A 14087-nucleotide genomic window follows, 5' to 3' on the forward strand; every position below is an offset into this window, starting at 1 on the left:
GGGTGCACAATTCAAAAAACAATGCTAAAGCCCGCGCGGATTTCCAAGATTGCCACCGAAAGACCAGAGAAACCGAAAGCAACAGCGTCATGACGAAGTTCAAGTCCGATTTCCTCCGCATCCTCTCCGAGCGCGGCTTCATTCATCAGATGTCCGATGAAACGGGGCTCGACGACCTGCTCGCCAAGGAAAGCGTGACGGCCTATATCGGCTATGACCCAACGGCATCCTCTCTGCATGTCGGCCACCTGATGCAGATCATGATGCTGCGCTGGTTTCAAGCAACCGGCCATCAGCCGATCTCGCTGATGGGCGGAGGTACCGGCATGGTCGGCGACCCCTCTTTCAAGGAAGAGGCCCGCAAGCTGATGACGATCGAAACGATCGAGGAGAACATCGCCTCGATCAAGCGCTGCTTCTCGCATTATCTCGACTACGACAAGGGCCCCAAGGGCGGCGCCCTGATGATCAACAATGCCGAATGGCTGCGCCCGCTGAACTATCTTGAGTTCCTGCGCGATGTCGGCCGGCATTTCTCGGTCAACCGCATGCTCTCCTTCGACAGCGTCAAGACGCGCCTCGACCGCGAGCAGTCGCTGTCCTTCCTCGAATTCAACTACATGATCCTGCAGGCCTACGACTTCGTCGAGCTGAACCAGCGCTATGGTTGCCGCCTGCAGATGGGCGGCTCGGATCAGTGGGGCAACATCATCAACGGCATCGATCTCGGCCACCGCATGGGCACGCCGCAGCTCTATGCGCTGACCGCACCGCTGCTCACCACCTCCTCCGGTGCCAAGATGGGCAAGTCGGCCTCGGGTGCTGTCTGGCTGAATGCCGACATGCTGTCGGCCTATGACTTCTGGCAGTACTGGCGCAACACCGAGGATGCCGATGTCGAGCGCTTCCTCAAGCTCTTTACCATCCTGCCGATGGACGAGATCGCCCGTCTCGCGGCACTCGGCGGATCCGAAATCAACGAAGCCAAGAAGATCCTCGCCACGGAAGTGACGACGCTGCTGCATGGCCGCGACGCCGCCGAACAGGCTGCCGAAACGGCCCGCAAGACCTTCGAGGAAGGTGCGCTCGCCGACACGCTGCCGACCGTCGAAGTGGCAGCCGCCGAGCTTGAGGCCGGCATCGGCCTGCTCGCCCTGATCGTCAAGGCAGGCCTTGCCGCCACAAACGGCGAAGCCCGTCGCCACGTCCAGGGCGGCGCAGTGAAGATCAATGATGCCGGCGTCTCCGATGAGCGCATGGCTGTCGGTACAGCAGAGGTCACGGCGGATGGCGTGATCAAGCTGTCGCTGGGCAAGAAGAAACACATGCTGATCAAGCCGGTTTGATCGCAAACATCAGCTTTCATAACCGAAATTCGGAAGGGCTCGCGACGCAGCGGGTCCTTTCTCTGTTTGACGGCTAGCGGAACTCGAAGATCTGACGAAATACACCCGGTGCGATGATCGACAGCGGATTGATGATCAGGTTGGGGCGTTCCGTCGGTCCCGTGAGCTTGAACGTTATGCCGAGAAGGCCCCGATCACTGCCGTTGCCGAGAATGGCGCCGATGATCGGCAATTCACCGAAAAGACGATTGAGACCATAGGCTGGCATGAAGGTACCCGTCAGATCGATCCGACCGCTCGCATCCCGCACAACGCCTTGGAAAGAAGCACCTATCTGCTCGCCGCGGACGATACCATTTTCGACGCTCAATGTCCCCTCGGAGAAGAGCAAGCGGGCAAAACCGCGCTGGAAGCGGGCAGATGAAACATCAATGTCGCGCCGGACGGCGCTGTTGAGACTGCGGCCATCCTGGCCCGTTGGAGTCGAGACAATCGACTGCAGACGCTCCTCATTGTTGATCTGGAAATTGCGCAGATCAATGTTCCCGTACCAGGAACCAGTCTGTGTCTGGTTGAGCTTCAAATTCAGCAAACCACCGAGAACCCGCGCGTAAAGATCGGCAAAACGTGACACTGCACCAGCATCACTGCTCGTCACCGACACCTGATTGAGGCCATCAACGGGTCTGAGCTTTGCGACGACGGCTTGGGAACTGCGCGTGACACCGGAGAAATCGAGGCTCGTAGGCTTTCCGCCAGTGGCGCTGTAAAGCAGCGAAACACCTGACAGGGTCTCGTCCCCAAATCCGACCACGCGATCAATTTGCGCTTCAACACGAACAGAGATGCGATCAGCTTTAGTCGCATCCTCAGAAGCCGGCCGCTTGAGCTCCTTGATCAAAGCACGGGCATCGACCTGAGCTCCGGACACGCTGATGCTGTAGGCGCCCTTGTTCTCGCGAACGGTGAGAGCAAGATTGTCACCTGGAGAGAGTTGGATCTTACCGAAATTCGCCGATTTGAGCCCATCAGGACCAACGACAAAAGCGCCCTCTCCATAGAAACCGTCGCCATCGAGTACGAAGCGATCAATCTGGTTCTCGTCCCCACGCGTCACGACATCGAATTTTGCTTTGGCGGCAATTCCCTGCCCTTTTGACCAGCCAATCCAGGGTAGGTTCAGGTTGGCGCGCCGTAAGTCCACTTCAACCGATTGCCTCTCAGGATTGCGCCGCGTCAAGCGAACGCCAATCTCGCCATCGATCAGGTCATCAAGCCCGGGCACCAGCTTGCGTCTTTCCCGATTATCGAGCGCCATGGATACGACCCGCTCCGGCTTTGTCGCGGATTTGTCATGGACCGGCTCAACGAGAACGATATCCATGTCGATACCGTCCACCTTCGCTGCCCCCTCAATGCGCATGGCCTCCGCATCGAGTGCAAGCTTGCCCGCAAAATCCTCCACCTTCCGTCCGTCAAATGGTTTTGCGACATCCACGTCGTCGAGCATCAGCGATGCATTCCAGACCGTGTCCGGAGGGTTCTGGCTCTGGATGAGGCCGACACGCAACTGCGCATTGCCTCGAACCTGGCCGGTAAAGTCAGCGACAGAAAACTCCGTTCTTTCCAGGGCCGCGATGGGACGGAAGGAAGCAAGTTCGGCCACTGCATCTGCATTGCCAGCCATTGCGAGGCTGATATCGGCCATCAAGGGCTTCTGATAGACATCGTCGATCGAGAATGCTCCAGCCTCGACATTCACCACTCGGCCAGACGGGAAATAGGATGCCGCCGATTGGATGGCGACGGCCAGTTGTGCTCCGACCATGTCAAACCGCGCATTCATATCGCGCAACGGCGGAATATCGCCCGCCACATTCATACGGGCATCCTCAATCTCAAAACTGATCTTCAGCTCGTCCTCGTCAAGCTGAAGCGGTCTGGGCTCGATCGACAGTCTGTTCTGCGGGATAATGACCGAGATATTGGCGTTTTTGACCGTGCCGCCGAAAACATTTTCCAGCACCCAGTCGCGCGGCTTGTCGGCAATCCAGAATGGCCATAGCTGTTTTATGGCAACCGTTTTCATGTGCTCGATAGCAGCTTCGAACCGCACTTCCGGACCAGTCCCGCCGAAACGCATCCCGAGAAAGCCTTCCATGGTGCCATGCGGCGTCGCGACCGCAAGCTGGTCCAGGTCCAGTTGCTTCTCGTCGGCAAGATAGCGACCGAATGCCTTGAGATCGAACAGAAAAGGCTGCTCGCCCGCAGCGGGCACCGAGGCAAGTCCGCCGGTCACGAGCAGATCGATTCCAAAGCCGGGCCCCTTGCCTGCCCCTTCCGGCAGCCGGTCCAGGTCGATGAAACCGCCGCTCAAAGGCATCACCATAGGGCCGAATTCGGCAACGGAATCGCGCAGCTCCAGCGTGTTTTTCGAATAGTCATAGGACAGGCGAAGATCCGCCCGCGTGAGTTCGCTTGAATGCCCGTCAGAGTAAAACTGGGCATCTTCGCTTCGAATTTGGAATGAAAGCAGAGGTTCCTGGCCAGCCACACCCTTTTTGGCCGTTACCAGAATTTCCGCCTGCCCGTCCAATCCCTGGCGAGGATTGCCCTGACTGTCACGCCGCAGCAGGAAAGGCGTGACCCGCAGATCTGCAATCCGCATGGTCAAGGACCGGGTTTCATCCCCCACCGTCGTGCTCAGAATTGTCAGATCGGTCTGCTGGCCGTTGATCGAAACAGCGCCAAAGATGGACAGAGAACCATCGACGCCTCGTTCCATCGCAAGGTCTTCAACGCCAATCGTCAAAGGCCGACCGCTGACGCTTTTGGCCGCAATTTCAAGGCCACCAATCCGCATCCGGTCAAGTCCACGCTGACCGATGAAGTCTTTCATATCATCCAGGCTGTCAAAAGCTTCGGTCAGGAGCGCGGGAAGAGCGTCAATTCGAAATCCGGTAAGATTGAGCGGTTCACGCTCAGGGAGAAGGGCCGCATCAAGGGCAACACCATCCGCGACGATCTCTCTCACGGAGAAATTGCCACCCAGCAGCGCTAGAGGCTCAAGCACCAGCCGGACCGATTTCGTCACTGCAACAAGATCGTTGCTGTCATCGTTGACCAGTTGAACATCCCGTGCCTCGACGGAGATATCGAACAGGCTGGAGAACCTGATCGCCGTACTTCCGATGTCGGCGCGAAGCCCGTCACCGACAGACGAGTTGAGGGCAACGGCCGCGCGTTCGGCCAGCGCCTTATCCAGGGCGCCGCTTTCGACAACGGCATAGAGGCCCGCGAAGGCGACCAGCCACAAGCCAAGGAACCCGACAAAAAAACGAAAAAAACGACGCGGAACCGATCGACGCGGCGGGCAATGCACGATCAGCGGATCGTCCACCTGTGCCGACGGCAAGGCTTCCAGCGGTACTATGTCCCGCTTGCGAAACCGCAGCTTTTCGCCCCGGATCTCTGCCATCTGCCGGTGATTGTCTCCGTCTATCGATGCCGCTATCAAGTCGCTCTGGACGTTGTCGGAGCGGACTATATATCGATGCTGCCCAAGATCATCCACAAAACGGGCAAAAGAAAGGTTTTCCCATGACCGATTTGACTGTTGGCGATCTCGCCCCTGATTTCTCCCTGCCCCGAGACGGCGGCGGCACTGTTTCTCTTGCCGATTTCGCCGGAAAGGCCGTTGTCCTCTACTTTTATCCGAAAGACGACACCAGCGGCTGCACCGTCGAGGCCAAGGACTTCACCGCGCTTGCGGATGAATTCGAGAAGGCTGGGGCGGTGGTGATCGGTTTCTCACCTGATTCGGTGAAGAGCCACGACAAGTTCATCTCCAAGCACGGCCTCAAACTCATTCTGGCCTCCGACGAGCAGCAGCAAGTCTTGCAGGCCTATGGTGTCTGGAAAGAGAAGAGCATGTACGGCAAGACATATATGGGTGTTGAACGCTCCACCTTCGTTGTCGGCCGCGATGGCAAGGTTGCCGCTGCGTGGCGCAAGGTGAAGGTGCCAGGTCATGCTGCCACAGTGCTTGAGACTGTGAAGGGCCTTTGATCGACATGCCGTCTGAGACCGGATCCGACCTCCTTTCCCTGCGGGGTGCGGCAACCCTTGCTATCGCCAGTGCAGATCTGGATGAAAAGACGCTTCTGGCTCAGACGGCCGCCACACGCTGGCATCAGAGGAGACTTTCGCTTCGTTCTCCATTGGACCCCCCTCTGCCGGAACGGCCCGGAAGACCGGACAAACCTGTTCTGGTGGCACCCAAAGGCGTCGAAAAGCGCTCTTTGCATACGCTGCCAGGACGAATCGCGCTCCTCCACGCGCTTGCCCATATAGAGCTGAATGCGGTCGACCTCGCTCTTGATATCGTCGCTCGCTTCACTTCCGAACCCGTCCCGCAGTCCTTCTTTGATGGCTGGATGAAGGTGGCATATGAGGAAGCCAAACATTTCCGCCTCATTCGGGACCGCCTGCGCAGCCTGGGCGCTGACTATGGAGACATGCCCGCCCATGATGGGCTGTGGCAGGCGGCTCATTCAACGAGAAACGACCTGACGGCGCGACTGGCTGTCGTGCCTTTGATCCTTGAGGCACGAGGGCTTGATGTGACACCCTCCCTTCAGGAAAAGATGCGTGAGACAGGCGATCTTGAGAGCGCCGAGGTTCTCCGGATCATCTATGAGGATGAGAAAGGCCATGTTGCCGTTGGCGCCAAATGGTTTCGTTTTCTTTGCGCCAGAGAGAAACGTGACCCGGCACTCACCTTCCAGGAACTGGTACGCACCAACTTCCGCGGTTCGTTGAAACCACCCTTCAACGATCTTGCCCGCGCAGCGGCTGGACTAACACCGTCCTTCTATCGGACCCTCTCATCCAAGAATGCCTCCTGAAATCCACCCAGAAATGGCGAAAACAAGGTTTTGTTAACCCTAACAATGTCTAATGCACGGGCGTTGAAGGCGTCCGCGCCGATGCGACTAAGCAGTCTTGCAGGCAAGACTACCCGCGCCTAGACAGATCAGGGGGACAGGACTTGGCTGGGAAAGCAGGCAACCAGGTTTTTGGCAAACGACCGACTCAGCATGTGGTGATACTCGCCAGTGGCGACAAAATCCGCCACATGACCGTTCGTCCCTGGATGTTTGCTGTTGCTGTCTGTTTTGTCGGCGTCATGTCGATCGGCTATCTCGGCGCCACCACCTACCTCGTGCTGCGCGACAACCTCATCGGCGCAACCATGGCACGCCAGGCGCGCATGCAGCACGAATATGAAGATCGCATCGCAGCCCTGCGTGCGCAGGTCGACCGCGTCACCTCCAGACAGTTGCTGGACCAGCAGGTGGTGGAAGAGAAAGTCGAAAAACTGATGGAGCAGCAGATGGCGCTCGCTTTGCGCCACGGGAAGATTGACGCTCTCCTCGATGCCACAAATCCTGCGGCGAAGACACCGGACGAAGGCCCGGTACCACTGGTGCGACCAGATACCGCCGACCAGGAAGCAAGCGCGCCCAATGCCAGCAAGAGCGCCTTCGCTTCGCTCCTCGGCAAGCCAGCCGAGAAACCAGCACCGGAACGATTGGCGCTTGGCTACGCCCCCATCACGGAAGGCAATGTCGCTGATCGGGCCGACCGCCTGTTCTCCCACATGACCTTGTCGCTGAAGGACATCGAGCGCGAACAGATGGAGCGCATCACGCGCCTCACCTTGGGCGCAAGTGAGACCGCCTCCGAGATTTCGTCAATCCTCAGACGAAACGGTATCCATGTTGATGAGCAGTCAGACGCGGTCGGTGGTCCATACGTCGCCCCCTCGAGCGCCCTCGACTTCAATGCATCGATGAACGAGCTGGATGCAGCACTTTTGCGCCTTGAAGCTATGCGCGATACTGCACGCAAACTGCCATTTGCCAATCCAGCGCCTGGCCAAGCGATCACAAGCCGCTTCGGCAATCGTCCCGATCCTTTTTTTGGCGGCCTTGCCATGCATGCCGGTCTTGATTTTCGTGCGCCGACGGGTACCCCGATCCTGTCGACCGGCGCCGGGACGGTGATCACTGCAGGCTATTCCGGTGGTTACGGCATACTCGTTGAAATCGACCATGGGCACGGCCTGGTGACCCGCTACGGGCATCTATCCAAGGCGAAGGTAAAGAAAGGCGATGCCATAACCACCGGTGACCTGATTGGTCTTTCCGGAAGCACGGGGCGGTCCACCGGTCCTCACCTTCACTACGAAGTCCGGCGAAATGGTGACGCAATCGATCCGCTTCAGTTTATCAATGCCGGCAAGAAGCTTGAGCGGCTGGTCCACTAGCCGCACCGGGTGGCAGTTTCCCCTCGTCATCACCATGGGTCGTGCGCACAGGCTTCTTAACCGCGATTGTTAAGCCTTTATTGCTCCAATCTGCCCTGTTTCCTTGACTTTCCGGCGGTTTAACTCTATTCGGCGCTTGCGTTTATGCCCGCGTTACTGGGCCTGACATTGTTGTTCGCAAGAACCGGAACGGAAACGACCTCCCTTTGACCACATTTGCTGACCTTGGCCTGAGCCAAAAAGTCCTGTCTGCCGTCACTGATGCCGGCTACATTCACCCAACGCCGATCCAGGCTGGCGCAATACCGCACGCGCTGCAACGCCGCGATATTCTGGGCATTGCGCAGACGGGTACGGGAAAGACAGCCTCTTTCGTTCTGCCAATGCTGACGCTCCTGGAGAAGGGCCGCGCACGAGCGCGGATGCCTCGCACGCTGATTCTTGAGCCGACACGAGAACTGGCTGCGCAGGTTGCCGAAAACTTCGAAAAATATGGCAAGAACCATAAGCTTAACGTCGCACTCCTGATCGGCGGCGTCTCGTTTGAAGAACAGGACCGCAAGCTTGAGCGTGGCGCCGACGTGCTGATTTGCACCCCTGGTCGCCTGCTTGACCATTGCGAGCGCGGCAAGCTCTTGATGACCGGCGTAGAGGTTCTGGTCATCGATGAAGCAGACCGCATGTTGGACATGGGCTTCATTCCCGACATCGAGCGCATTGCCAAGATGATTCCCTTCACGCGCCAGACTCTCTTCTTTTCCGCTACCATGCCGCCGGAAATACAGAAGCTGGCTGATCGCTTCCTGCAAAACCCCGAGCGCATCGAAGTGGCCAAGCCATCTTCAACTGCCTTGACGGTAACGCAGCGCCTCGTCGCGTCTCACCACAAGGACTATGAGAAACGCGCCACGCTGCGCGACCTCATCCGCGCCCAGGCCGACCTCAAGAACGGCATCATCTTCTGCAATCGCAAAAGGGACGTTGCCGATCTTTTCCGCTCGCTGGAGCGACACGGGTTCTCCGTTGGCGCACTGCATGGGGACATGGACCAGCGTTCGCGCACCACGATGCTGGCAAATTTCAAGGACAACAACATCACCCTGCTCGTGGCGTCAGACGTGGCAGCGCGCGGCCTTGATATTCCGGATGTGAGCCACGTCTTCAATTTCGATGTTCCGATCCACGCGGAAGACTATGTTCACCGCATCGGTCGTACCGGACGTGCCGGTCGTTCTGGCGCAGCTTTTACACTCGTCACTCGAAATGACACAAAGTTTCTGGATGCGATCGAAAAGCTGACGAGCCAGAAAATCGAATGGCTGAACGGCGATTTGTCGGCGCTCCCTGCCCCAGCGGAAAGTCACGATGAAAACCGTGGAAAACGCGGACGTGACAAAGGCAAGGAGCGGCGCGGCAGTCACAAATCAGATACGCGCAGCGCATACACTCCAAAGACAGAGGAAATCGCAATCGTGGAACCGGCAAAGGTGGAAGTCGTGGCGCCTGAACGCAAGACGGACAAACGTCCGCATCAGTCCAACCGGAACAACCGCCCGAACCCGGCCAATGACGATCACCGGGAGCGCCGCCGCAACCACCATCGTGATCATGACGATGGCCCAACACCTGTTGGCTTCGGCGATGACATCCCTGCATTCATGCTGATCGTTGCCAACGCCAAGGGCTGATCAGCCTTGACGCGTCCAGGTATCGATTGTCCAGGCCTTGGCGTCGGTCTTGCCATCCTTCGGGATGGCAAATTGCTTTTGTGCAAGCGTATGAAGGCTCCGGAAGCAGGATACTGGAACATTGTCGGCGGCAAGGTCGATCACATGGAACCGGCGCAGGCAGCGGCACGCCGCGAAGCGGAAGAAGAGACAGGCTTGTCGATCGGCGCTGTTCATTATGTCGGCATGACCGAACAGTTGATCGAGGCCGACGGCCAGCACTGGGTCTCCCTTCTCTATGTGAGCGACGATACCGAGGGTGAAGCAAAACTGACCGAGCCGGACAAGCTTTCGCACATAGGCTGGTTTGCGCTTGATGCTCTTCCCCAGCCGCTATCCGTCTTCACCGAGGCAATTCTGCCGCTCCTACCCGGTGCGGTTGTACGCGGCGCGTGAAGATAGAGAGCCTTTCCAGATATCGAGAGTGAGCCTGATTGCCTCAGGTTTTCGCGGCTCTCATCGAAGCCTCGAACGCAAGCCGCGCCCATCTTGCGGAATCCTCTGGATCGTCCGCCGCATAATCGGGCACGCTCCAATAGGGCATGGAAATCGGCTTGCCTTTCTTTCCGGCATAGGCCCAGCGTTGAGCTCCAGCCGCCTCAAAGAGCGGCGCAGTCTCCGCATCGGCTTTCAACAGGATCTCGCCGTCCACCTCGACAGCAATGATAAGTCCTTGATGGTAGACGCCGTGTCCGCCAAACATCCTCCGGACAGAGACCGACCCTAGCTCTGCAAACAGATCTTCGATCTCCGCTTTATCCATGGCTAGTCCTTGAGTACACCGCCGGCTGCAATGACAGCCTCGGGTGTATCGACATCAAGCCGTGCCGCTGCGCCGATTTCGATATCGACCACGGGCAGACCGGAGCTTTCGATGATTGGCCGTGCACCAATATCGCCTTCGATCATGCGCAGCGCTTCGAAGGTCGAACGCGGCAGAATCACAGGATTACCGCGCTGCCCATCGGCAACCGCCCGGATGACCGCCCGCCCCTGATGAAGCTTGAAGGCTTCGGCCAGCTTTTTGATATCCTCTGCAAGTACGTTCGGCATATCAGCCAGAAGCACCATCATTGCCCCGCACCCCTCATCCAGCGAAGCAAGCCCGCTCTTCAGCGAACTTGCCATTCCACTGGGATAATCGGGATTGTTGACAAGCCGCACAGACAGTCCATCGAGTGCAGCACCGACATCCTTGCTGCGATGGCCTGTCACGACGATGACCGGACCGAGGTCTGCTTCGCTCGCCTGCCTTACGACCCGTCGCACGAGGGGCTCACCGTCAAATTCGGCAAGCAGCTTGTGGCGATCTTCGATACCCATCCGACTGGCACGCCCCGCTGCGAGCACGACCAGAGCGATCTGCTCCTTGCGCATTGCACCGGTTGCAACAGCACGCGGCAGCGGACGGCTCGGAATTTCCATCAGCAAGCCACCGACACCCAAACCGCTCAGATCATGCGCCGTCGGAGTTTCCCCCGCCAGAAGTCGGCGCAAGACCCAGTCAAAGCCATTCTCCTTCGGTGAACGCGCACAGCCAGGCGCACCAATGACGGCCACATCGTCAATATGCCCAAGCACCAGGAGATTTCCAGGATCGACCGGCAGGCCGACCTGATCCACAACGCCACCGGCCAATCGAATAGCCTCGGGGATCACGTCATTCGGATCACAGACTGCCGATGCGCCAAAGACCAGCAACAGCCTTGGTCGATTGCCTTGCGCGACAAGAGCTGACTGAAGGGCCTCGGCCACGGCTTCGGCTCTGTGCGCAACTCGCTGCTCGGACGCCAGAACACTGCCTGACGCGGCCAGACGCCGCCCGGTGATCTGCACGGTCTTGTCCATCACGGAGGGCTTGAGCGACGGCAACATGGTTGCCACCAGATGTACATCATGCGCCGAATAGGGCAGCAATTCAAAAGCGATGGCGCTCTCCAGCACGATCCGCGCCTCGTCGACACTTCTTTCCGACACACCAAGCGGAATGATCTTGATCGTGGCGATCAGATCGCCTTCACGAACATCGCTATAGTCGGCAAGGCAGGCGAGCGTAATTGCCGGATCGACCCGGTTGAACGCATCGACCAGCACACGGTGTGCCCGGAACAGACCATTGGTCGTGGCGTAGAAATTCACTCGTCCCGTTGTCGCTGGCGTTCGCCGCATTCCGGACATGGTAATCGCCTCGGCCAGCCGATGCGCGGCATCGTCCTCACCGAGATCATCTCCATCAAGACGGCAGCCGATCACGTCCGACACACCATGATGGGCAAGGAGCTCAATGTCAGACGGCCCCAGCACCTTGCCCTTGCCGACCCGCGTTTCTCCGGCCTGGATTGAGTGAGCAAGTATGACCCCACAAGCATCCGTAAGAGCAAAAGACCCGAATTTCATCTCGACGCCCCTGACCGATCGAGGGCGCGCTTGCGGTAGGCCAGAATGATATCGGCAAGGACGGCGACCGCGATCTCCGCCGGCGTGGCAGCTCCGATCTCAAGCCCGATGGGCGCTGAGATCCGGGCGATATCTACCTCGCCAAATCCCGCTTCCGTCAGGCGCTGCACCCGTTTCGCATGGGTCTTGCGGCTGCCGAGCGCGCCCACATAGAAGCAGCCGGCCTTGAGCGCCGCTTCAACCCCTGGATCATCGATCTTCGGGTCATGCGTAACCGCGACGAGCGCAGTGTAGCGGTCAAGAGGCTTGAGCGGCAAAACATCCTGTGGCCAGTCTGCGATCAAGTTGACCCCACCGAAGCGCTCTGCCGTCGCAAAGGCACTGCGCGGATCGATGATCGTCACGTCGAAATCCGTCATCTGCGCCATGGGATAGAGCGCCTGGCTGATATGCACGGCGCCGATGATGACAATGCGCGGTGGTGGGAGATGGACATTGAGGAAAAAGGACCGGCCGTCGCAGTCGACCAGTCCGGACTTTCCGGACAGGAAGCGCGACGACACCTCTTCGCCGAGAGCGCCGGCAACCTCGTCACCTTCCAGCACCACCCGATCGCGCCCCTCCGCAAGATCAGTAACAAGGATTGCTGCCTGCCTCGATGAACGCGCCTTGTTGAGCTTCTTCAGGCTGTGGGGATCCATCAACCAAGCCTTTCCACATAGACACGGATCTTCCCGCCACAGGACAGGCCCACCCTCCAGGCTGTCTCGTCTGCCACGCCGAATTCAAGCATGCGTGGTTCCCCTTCGGCGATGACCTCGATGGCCTCGGTGATGACGGCCCCCTCCACGCAGCCTCCCGACACCGAACCTTCGAAATTTCCGTCGGCGTCAATCACAAGATGGCTGCCGACCGGTCTCGGCGCGGATCCCCAGGTCTCCATGACCGTGGCAATCGCCACGTCCCGCCCCTCTGACATCCAGCTTTCCGCAACCAACAGCGGATCGCGCATATCAATCGAAGTCATCATGATGCCCTTTCATCCAGCAGGAAACGGCGCGGGTCAGACGCACGACTGACCGGGGCAGACAATGCCGCCACAAGATCACCGAGAGCCTGCAGATTGTGGACGCTGCGAAGTTCGTCGACGTGTGGAAGCATGGCCCGCACCCCTCGGGCCCGCGGCTCGAAACCTTCGAAGCGCAAAAGCGGATTGAGCCAGATCAGCCGACGGCAGGAGCGATGCAGGCGGTCAGTCTCCGTCTCGAGCAAATCGATATCCTCGCGCTCCAGCCCATCGGTGATCAACAGCACGACGGCGCCCTGCCCCAATACCCGCCGCCCCCATTGGCGATTGAAGACCCTCAGCGTCTCACCGATGCGGGTACCGCCCGACCAGTCTGCAACGGCCTCTGTACATCGTGCAATCGCCTCATCGGGATCGCGGTGGCGCAATTGCCGGGTGACATTGGTGAGCCGCGTCCCGAAAAGAAAGACATGCACCCGACGTCGCCGCTCGCTCAGCACATGGAGGAAATGGAGGAAAATGCGGCTGTACTGGCTCATCGAACCGGAGATGTCTGCGAGCACGACAAGCGGCGGCGCCTGAACCCGAACCTCGCGAACGCGGGGTAACATCAAATCGCCCCCGGTGCGCAGTGAATGGCGCATGCTGGCTCGCGGATCAATCCGGCGCCCCCGGGGCGTTGGCTGATAGCGCCGCGTCTTCACAGTATCCACAGGCAGACGGAGCCGCTCGATTTCACGGCGAGCGACAGAAAGCTCCCTTGCACTCATCTGACCGAAATCCATGCGCCTGAAGACTTCGCCTGGAGACATGGTCAACCGGGCATCGACCTCGACTTCCGTCTCGCGCTCTTCTCGCTCCGGTCGCTGATTCTGGCCCATGAGTGCATCGCTGACGCGCGATTGGCCCGCCTTGGGCTTCTGCGTCTCTGACCGATCCGGCGAGCGCGGCGACATGAGCTGGATCATCTTGCCGACCAGGTCACGCGACTGCCAGAAGACCTCGAAGGCTTCATCGAAGACGGGTTGATCCTCATGCCGCTTGACGAAAATGGCACCAAGCGCTGCATGAAACTCGACACGGGAGCCAATGCCGAGCGCATCTACTGCCTCGATCGCATCGACAACGGCGCCGGGCCCGGGTTTTAGACCGGCCTTTCTCAGAACCCTTGCGAAATAGAGGATATTGTCTGCAAAACGCCCGTCGCCGGCAGCGATCGGCGGCACAACAATTCCGTCATTTCCGCCTGCCAGCTGCAT

The 14087-nt window shown here is 58.9% G+C and carries 12 protein-coding genes; 6 read left to right on the forward strand and 6 right to left on the reverse strand.

Annotation, left to right across the window (positions count from 1 at the left end; genetic code table 11):
• The first annotated feature begins 89 nt into the window (after nt 1-89).
• Nucleotides 90-1346 (forward strand): tyrosine--tRNA ligase, encoded by a 1257-nt coding sequence (gene tyrS, locus FE840_RS14475; RefSeq protein WP_138286202.1) that lies wholly within the window; start codon nt 90-92, stop codon nt 1344-1346.
• 73 nt (nt 1347-1419) lie between these two features.
• Here tyrS and FE840_RS14480 read toward each other — a convergent pair whose 3' ends face one another.
• On the reverse strand, nt 1420-4824 hold the full coding sequence (locus FE840_RS14480) for a YhdP family protein (protein ID WP_138286203.1): 3405 nt from the start codon (nt 4822-4824) through the stop codon (nt 1420-1422).
• A gap of 122 nt (nt 4825-4946) precedes the next feature.
• Between FE840_RS14480 and bcp the strand changes: the two genes are divergently transcribed.
• From bcp to FE840_RS14505, 5 genes are all read left to right on the forward strand, one after another.
• Nucleotides 4947-5414: a thioredoxin-dependent thiol peroxidase gene (gene bcp / locus FE840_RS14485; protein ID WP_138286204.1), complete on the forward strand. Its 468-nt coding sequence runs from the start codon at nt 4947-4949 to the stop codon at nt 5412-5414.
• A 5-nt stretch (nt 5415-5419) separates the two neighbouring features.
• Entirely contained in the window at nt 5420-6253 is an 834-nt protein-coding gene (locus tag FE840_RS14490; protein WP_138286205.1) for a ferritin-like domain-containing protein, read from the forward strand.
• A 143-nt stretch (nt 6254-6396) separates the two neighbouring features.
• Nucleotides 6397-7677 (forward strand): M23 family metallopeptidase, encoded by a 1281-nt coding sequence (locus FE840_RS14495; RefSeq protein ID WP_246318781.1) that lies wholly within the window; start codon nt 6397-6399, stop codon nt 7675-7677.
• Nucleotides 7678-7883: 206 nt separating this feature from the next.
• Nucleotides 7884-9365, forward strand: a complete 1482-nt coding sequence (locus FE840_RS14500) for a DEAD/DEAH box helicase (RefSeq protein ID WP_138286206.1) — start codon at nt 7884-7886, stop codon at nt 9363-9365.
• Nucleotides 9366-9371: 6 nt separating this feature from the next.
• The gene (locus tag FE840_RS14505) at nt 9372-9800 is read left to right on the forward strand and encodes an NUDIX domain-containing protein (RefSeq protein ID WP_138286207.1); all 429 of its coding nucleotides are present in this window, start codon (nt 9372-9374) and stop codon (nt 9798-9800) included.
• A 43-nt stretch (nt 9801-9843) separates the two neighbouring features.
• Here the strand turns inward: FE840_RS14505 and FE840_RS14510 are convergent, their stop codons facing one another.
• Genes FE840_RS14510 through FE840_RS14530 form a run of 5 tightly spaced genes read right to left on the reverse strand, consistent with a single transcriptional unit; the run spans nt 9844 to nt 14087 of the window.
• Nucleotides 9844-10167 carry a TfoX/Sxy family protein gene (locus FE840_RS14510; RefSeq protein WP_138286208.1) on the reverse strand — a complete coding sequence of 108 codons (324 nt, stop codon included), beginning with the start codon at nt 10165-10167 and terminating at the stop codon, nt 9844-9846.
• 2 nt (nt 10168-10169) lie between these two features.
• On the reverse strand, nt 10170-11801 hold the full coding sequence (locus FE840_RS14515; RefSeq protein WP_138286209.1) for an NTP transferase domain-containing protein: 1632 nt from the start codon (nt 11799-11801) through the stop codon (nt 10170-10172).
• Complete coding sequence (locus FE840_RS14520) at nt 11798-12502, reverse strand: XdhC family protein (RefSeq protein WP_138286210.1); 705 nt, start codon at nt 12500-12502, stop codon at nt 11798-11800. The genes FE840_RS14515 and FE840_RS14520 overlap by 4 nt, the downstream gene beginning before the upstream one ends.
• Nucleotides 12502-12831, reverse strand: a complete 330-nt coding sequence (locus FE840_RS14525) for an XdhC family protein (protein WP_138286211.1) — start codon at nt 12829-12831, stop codon at nt 12502-12504. Before FE840_RS14525 ends, FE840_RS14520 begins: the two co-directional genes overlap by 1 nt.
• Nucleotides 12828-14087 (reverse strand): vWA domain-containing protein, encoded by a 1260-nt coding sequence (locus FE840_RS14530; protein ID WP_138286212.1) that lies wholly within the window; start codon nt 14085-14087, stop codon nt 12828-12830. Before FE840_RS14530 ends, FE840_RS14525 begins: the two co-directional genes overlap by 4 nt.

The organism is Peteryoungia desertarenae (genome assembly GCF_005860795.2).
GTDB classification, from domain to species: domain Bacteria; phylum Pseudomonadota; class Alphaproteobacteria; order Rhizobiales; family Rhizobiaceae; genus Allorhizobium; species Allorhizobium desertarenae.